The sequence below is a fragment of the Micromonospora echinofusca genome, assembly GCF_017614955.1.
GTDB lineage: Bacteria > Actinomycetota > Actinomycetes > Mycobacteriales > Micromonosporaceae > Micromonospora > Micromonospora echinofusca_A.
The window spans coordinates 1-6,018 of the sequence record NZ_WVUH01000397.1 but is presented as its reverse complement, the minus strand read 5'-3'; the positions used below and the strand labels follow the sequence as shown (position 1 = coordinate 6,018).

At 70.4% G+C, this 6,018-nt stretch carries 5 protein-coding genes; 4 read left to right on the top strand and 1 reads right to left on the bottom strand.

From position 1 onward, the window contains the following. Positions 1-254: 254 nt before the first annotated feature. Complete coding sequence (locus GSF22_RS29390; RefSeq protein WP_208817168.1) at positions 255-1,880, bottom strand: glycoside hydrolase family 43 protein; 1,626 nt, start codon at positions 1,878-1,880, stop codon at positions 255-257. A gap of 251 nt (positions 1,881-2,131) precedes the next feature. On the opposite strand from GSF22_RS29390, the gene GSF22_RS29385 reads away from it, so the two are divergent. The 4 genes from GSF22_RS29385 to GSF22_RS29370 form a co-directional block, all read left to right on the top strand. Beyond that, complete coding sequence (locus tag GSF22_RS29385) at positions 2,132-3,424, top strand: extracellular solute-binding protein (RefSeq protein ID WP_208817167.1); 1,293 nt, start codon at positions 2,132-2,134, stop codon at positions 3,422-3,424. 2 nt (positions 3,425-3,426) lie between these two features. Further along, positions 3,427-4,398 carry a carbohydrate ABC transporter permease gene (locus tag GSF22_RS29380; RefSeq protein WP_208817166.1) on the top strand — a complete coding sequence of 324 codons (972 nt, stop codon included), beginning with the start codon at positions 3,427-3,429 and terminating at the stop codon, positions 4,396-4,398. Then, complete coding sequence (locus GSF22_RS29375; RefSeq protein WP_208817165.1) at positions 4,395-5,231, top strand: carbohydrate ABC transporter permease; 837 nt, start codon at positions 4,395-4,397, stop codon at positions 5,229-5,231. Before GSF22_RS29380 ends, GSF22_RS29375 begins: the two co-directional genes overlap by 4 nt. Before the next feature lie 99 nt (positions 5,232-5,330). Next, positions 5,331-6,018, top strand: a 688-nt coding sequence (locus GSF22_RS29370; protein WP_208817164.1) for a LacI family DNA-binding transcriptional regulator, incomplete at its 3' end; no start/stop codon positions are given.

Sequence of the window (6,018 nt, the reverse complement as noted above, 5' to 3'; positions counted from 1 at the left end):
GCCCGGGTGGGAGCGGTCCGCCGACCACCGGGGCGGGTCGTGACGCGGGTGCTCCGCCGACCACCGGGGCGGGTCGTGACGCGGGTGCTCCGCCGACCACCGCGGCGGCCGTGACGCGGGCGCTCCGCGCCCTTTGCTCTGCTTCAGCGGAGGAAACGGTTTCCCGTCCCCGGTGTTGCCGTCGGTGAAGCAGAGCAAAGCGGCGCGGGCAGGGTCACCCGGCAGCCCGGGGCACCCGGCCCGGCCCGGGAAGGTCAGTGCTCCCGGTAGGTGGCCAGGTCGAAGTCGGCGAAGCCGCCGTCGCCACCGAGGTCCTGCACCCAGAGGCCGAGGAACGCCCCGGTGAACCCCCATGCGGCGGGCTCCCCGTCGATGATCAGCGCGGCGTGCTCGTCGGACAGGATGGTCGCGTCCAGCTCCACCGGGAGCCGCCGCCACCCGCCGCCCAGGTCGTACCCGAACCGTACGGCGGGCCCGTCGAACTCCGCCCGCAGGCCGACCCGGGTGACGCCGGTGGCGTCGACGGTCAGTTCCGGGTAAGGGGTGCGTCGGCCGCTGTCGGAGCTGAGCAGTTCCAGCACGACCCGCCCGTCGTCGGACCGGGTCAGGTACAGGTGGTGCCAGTTGAGGGTGTTGTAGTAGGCGGTGATCCCGGCCAGTTGGCGGTGGTCGACCGGGTCGAACTCGACCACCGTCTCCAGCGAGCAGTGTGTCGCGCCGACCCGCCGGGCGATCAGGCTCGGTGTCTGCCGACCCACCGGTGACTGTCCACCGTGGATCCGCAGATGGGACGGCCGGGTCCGCAGGTCGACCCAGTCCGGGGTGGCCGGTCGCCGTAGCGTGGACCAGCACGGGGCCAGCTCGGCCCCGTCGAAGTGGTCGGTGGCGGGTTCGGCCGGCCAGGGGTGCGCGGGCAGGCCGGTCACCGTGACCTCGTCCGCCGGTACCCCGCCGGGGATGCGGGGCCAACCGCCCGCCGGCCACTCGACCCGCTGGATCGCGGTCTCCCGGCCCAGCACGCAGTTGCCCAGCGGGGTGTACGGCCGACCGACCAGGTGGGCGAGGTACCAGTCGCCGTGCGGGGTGCACACAAGGCTGCCGTGGCCGGCCTTCTGCAACCGCAGGTCCGGCCGACCGACCGAGGTCAGCAGCGGCCCGGCCGGGTCCACCTCGTACGGCCCGAACAGCTCACGGGAGCGCGCCACCGTGACCTGGTGCTCCCAACTGGTGCCCCCCTCGGCGGTGATCAGCCAGTACCAGCCGTCGTGGCGGTACAGGTGCGGCCCCTCGGTGAGCCCGGCCGTGGTGCCGGTGAACAGCAGCCGGGGTCGGCCGACCAGCCGCCGGGCGGCCCGGTCGTAGCGCTGGATCTCGATGCCGCCGAAGCGGTCCCGACCGGGGCGCCAGTCCGCGCTCATGCTCAGCATCCAGGTGCTGCCGTCGTCGTCGTGGAACAGCGAGGCATCGAACCCCCGCCCGTGCAGTTTCACCGGTTCCGACCAGGGGCCGGTGATGTCGGGCGCGGTGACCAGGTAGTTCTGCGGATCCCAGTACCCGCTGGCGAAGCTGGCCACGTCGCTGTACACGAGAAGGAACTGACCGTCGACGTAGGTCAGGTCGGGCGCCCACACCCCGTTGGAGTCGCCGCAGCCGCGCAGGTCGAGCAGGCGGCGCTCGGTGATGATCCCGCCCAGCGCCCGCCAGTGCACCAGGTCCCGCGAGTGGTGCACGCGGACCCCCGGGTACCACTCGAAGGTCGAGGTGGCCAGGTAGTAGTCGTCGCCGACCCGCAGGATCGACGGGTCCGGGTGGAACCCGGTGAGGACGGGGTTGTGGATCGAGCGGGCTGTGGTCGCCACGTCAGCGGTCTCGGTCGACACGTCGGCTCCTCTGGTGTGGCTTTCGGGAAACTTCCGGACGGTCTACCGGAAGCTCGGGAAGTACCCACCACGGTAGCGGGCAACGTCACGATAGGACAGACCCCTTGACCCGGTCGGAAACTACGCCGTAGCGTGCCGACCATCAATTGGTAATACCGCTGAAGCACCGGAAGTTCCGAAGATAACCGGGTGAACCCCTGCCGACCCGATCGGCATCCGAGCACCTCGTGAGTCCCCCGAAGGGATGGATCATGACAGCGCACCTCTCCCGCAGATCGCTGCTCGGCCTCGTCGGCGCCGGTGCCGGCGCCTATCTGCTCAGCGCCTGTAGCGACGGGGGGTCCGACGAGCCGGACGGCCCGCAGACCATCAACTGGTGGCACATCCAGAACACCGAACCGATGCTGCCGGTCTGGGCGGCGGTCGCGCAGGAGTACCAGGGCGCCCACACCGGGGTCACCGTCGACATCCAGCCCCTGGAGAACGAGGCGTTCAAGACCAAGCTGACCACCGCCACCCAGGCCGGCTCCCCGCCCGACCTGTTCCAGTCCTGGGGCGGCGGCGTACTCCGGCAGCAGGTGGACGCGGGCCTGGTCAAGGACCTCACCGACGACGTGCAACCCTGGATCGGTGGGCTGCTGCCCGCCGCCATGCAGCCGTTCACCATCGACGGCCGGATCTACGGCGTCCCGTTCGACGTCGGCATGGTCGGATTCTGGTACAACAAGGACCTCTTCGCCAAGGCCGGCATCACCACCACCCCGACCACCTGGGCCGGCGTCCTCGACGTCGTCCGCAAGCTCAAGGCCGCCGGCACGGTCCCCATCGCACTGGCCGGCAAGGAGAAGTGGCCGGCCCACTTCTACTGGGCGTACCTGGCCATGCGGATCGGCGGACTCGGCGCCCTGCAACAGGCCGCCAAGGACAAGAACTTCGACACCCCCGACTTCGTCGCCGCCGGTGAACGGCTCAAGGAACTGGTCGACCTGCAACCGTTCCAGAAGGGTTTCCTCGGCGCGGACTACAGCTCGCCGGACGGGCAGGCCGCCACCATGGGCAACGGCGGCGCGGCCATGGAACTGATGGGCCAGTGGGCCCCGTCGGTGCAGGCGTCGAGTTCCACCGGCAAGAAGGGGATCGGCGACAAGCTCGGCTTCTTCCCGTTCCCGGCCGTCGACGGCGGCAAGGGCGTCGCCTCGGAGGTCTTCGGCGGGGGCAACGGCTTCGCCGTCGGCAAGGACGCCCCGACGGCGACCGTCGACTTCCTCAAGACCCTGCTCAGCGCCGACAACCAGCGCAAGGCCGCCCAGACCGGTGCGGTACTGCCGACCGTCCGGGAGGCCGCTCCGGCCATCTCCGACCCCAACAACAAGGTCGTCGCGGAGAGCCTGGCCAGCGCCACCGGCTTCCAGCTCTACCTCGACCAGGCGTACCCGCCCGCCGTCGGTCAGCAGGTCAACGACAGCGTGGCCGAGCTGATCGCCGGGACCAAGACCCCCGCGCAGATCGTCAAGGACATCAGCGCGGTGGCGAAGAGCCAGTAGCCATGACCACCCTCCAGACGCCGACCACCCCGGCAGCGGCGGGGCCGGCCACCACGGGCCGCCGTGGCCGCCGGCCCCGGCCGGGCCGCCGGGGCACCCTGGTCGCCTTCCTCACCCCGGCCCTGGCGCTGTTCCTGCTGCTGGTCATCGCCCCGATCGTGGTGGCCAGCTACGCCAGCCTGTACAAGTGGAACGGCTTCGGTCTGCCGGAGAACTTCGTCGGGCTGGACAACTACACCCGGGCCTTCGCCGACCCGACCTTCCGGGGCGACCTGTGGCGGGCCCTCGTCCTGATCGTGCTGTCCCTGGTGATCCAACTACCCGCCGCACTGGGTCTGGCCATGCTGCTCAACCAGCCGCTCCGCGGCCGGAGCGTCTACCGGCTGGTCTTCTTCGCCCCGTACGTGCTCTCCGAGGTCACCACGGCGGTCCTGTTCACCCTGGTGTTCTCCCCGAACCGGGGCCTGGGCGGCACGATCTCCCGGTGGCTGGGCGCCGATGCCGGCGCGGTCTTCGCCGACCCGGACACCGTGCTGTTCGCCGTCTTCCTGGTGGTCTCCTGGAAGTACTTCGGCCTCTACATGATCCTCTTCCTGGCCGCCCGGCAGGGCATCCCGAAGGAACTGTCCGAGGCGGCCACCACCGACGGGGCCGGTGCCTGGCAGACCTTCCGGTACGTCACCCTGCCCCTACTCGGGCCGACCATCCGGATCAGTGTGTTCCTGTCGGTCATCGGCACCATCCAGCTCTTCGACATGGTCTGGGTACTCACCGGCGGCGGCCCGATCCACGCCTCGGAGACCATGGCCGTGACCATGTACCAGTACGGCTTCCGGCGCTTCGAGGTCGGCTACGCCAGCGCGATCAGCATCGTGATGTTCGCCCTCAGCCTCGTCTTCGCCCTGTTCTACCAGCGTGTCGTGCTGCGCCGGGACACCGAGGGCGCGCTCACCAGCCAGGGGGTCCAGCGATGACCGGTACGGCGAAGCGGGCGCGGGCCCGCCGCCTCGTTCTGCACCTCGTCTGCCTCGCGGTCGGCGCGCTCATCGTCGTACCGGTCTGGTTCGGGGTGCTCGGCGGCTTCAAGGACAACGGCCAGCTCTCCACCAACCCGCTCGGCTGGCCCGACCCCTGGGTACCCGGGAACTACACCGGCATCCTCACCACCGGGGTGTTCTGGCGGCAGCTCGGCAACAGCGTCCTGATCGCGGTGTCCGGCACGCTGCTCATGGTCGGTGCGGCGGCGCTGGCCGCGTTCGTCTTCGCCCGCTTCGCGTTCCGGGGCCGGGAGACGCTGTTCACCCTGTTCGCGGTGGGGCTGATGTTCCCGTTCGCGGTGGCCATCCTGCCGCTGTTTGTCCTGCTGCGCGGCATGGGCCTGCTGGACAACCCGCTCGGGGTGATCCTGCCCCAGGCGGCCTTCGGGCTGCCGATCACCATCATCATCCTGCGCCAGTTCTTCCGTACCATCCCCGGTGAGGTCGAGGAGGCGGCGATCCTGGACGGCTGCACCCCGTTCGGGTTCTTCTGGCGGGTCCTGCTCCCGATGGCCCGCCCCGCCCTGGCCACCGTCTCGGTACTGGCCATCGTGACCAGCTGGAACAACTTCATGCTCCCGCTGGTCGTGTTCACCGACCAGAGCTGGTGGACCCTGCCCGTCGGGGTCCAGGCATTCCAGGGTCAGTACGCCGACGACACGGCCCGGGTCCTCGCCTACGTGGTGCTGTCCATGCTCCCGGCCCTGGGCTTCTACGCGATCGCCGAACGGCAGCTCGTCGGCGGTCTGGCCGGCAGCGTCAAGGGGTGACGGGGATCTGCTGCGGTAGCCTTCTGCGACCGTAGGCACCAGGAGAAGACGAAAGGGCGGACCGTGGGCTCCGACAGTGGTCGAAACGTCACCATCGCGATGATCGCGCGCCTGGCCGGCGTTTCCGTGCCCACGGTCTCCCGGGTCATCAACGGCCGCTCCGACGTCGCCCCGCAGACCCGGGAGCGCGTCGAGGAACTGCTCACCGAACACGGGTACCGCCGCCGGTCGTCCAGCCGGACACCCCACTCCGCCCTGATCGACCTGGTCTTCAACGACCTGGACAGCCCCTGGGCGGTGGAGATCATCCGGGGGGTGGAGGACGTCGCGCACGGCAGCGGGGTCGGCACCGTCGTGTCGGCCATCCACCGGCGTACCTCCTCGGCCAAGCAGTGGCTCGACAACATGCGCGCCCGCTCCACCGAGGGGGTCATCTTCGTGACCTCGATGGTGGCGCCGCCGTTGCAGGCCGAACTGCGCCGGCTCAACCTCCCGGTGGTCATCGTCGACCCCGCCGGGGTGGCCCCCCAGCAGGCGCCGACCATCGGCGCCACCAACTGGGCGGGCAGCCTGGGCGCCAACCAGTACCTGATCGGCCTCGGCCACCGCCGGATCGGCTTCATCGCCGGCCCGCCGCAGCTCATGTGCAGCCGGGCCCGGATGGACGGCTACCGGGCCGCCCTGGAGGGCGCCGGTCTCGCGGTCGAGGACGCACTGATCCGGCCCGGCAACTTCTATCACGAGTCCGGCTACGTGGCCGGTACCCAACTGCTGGCCCTGCCCGACC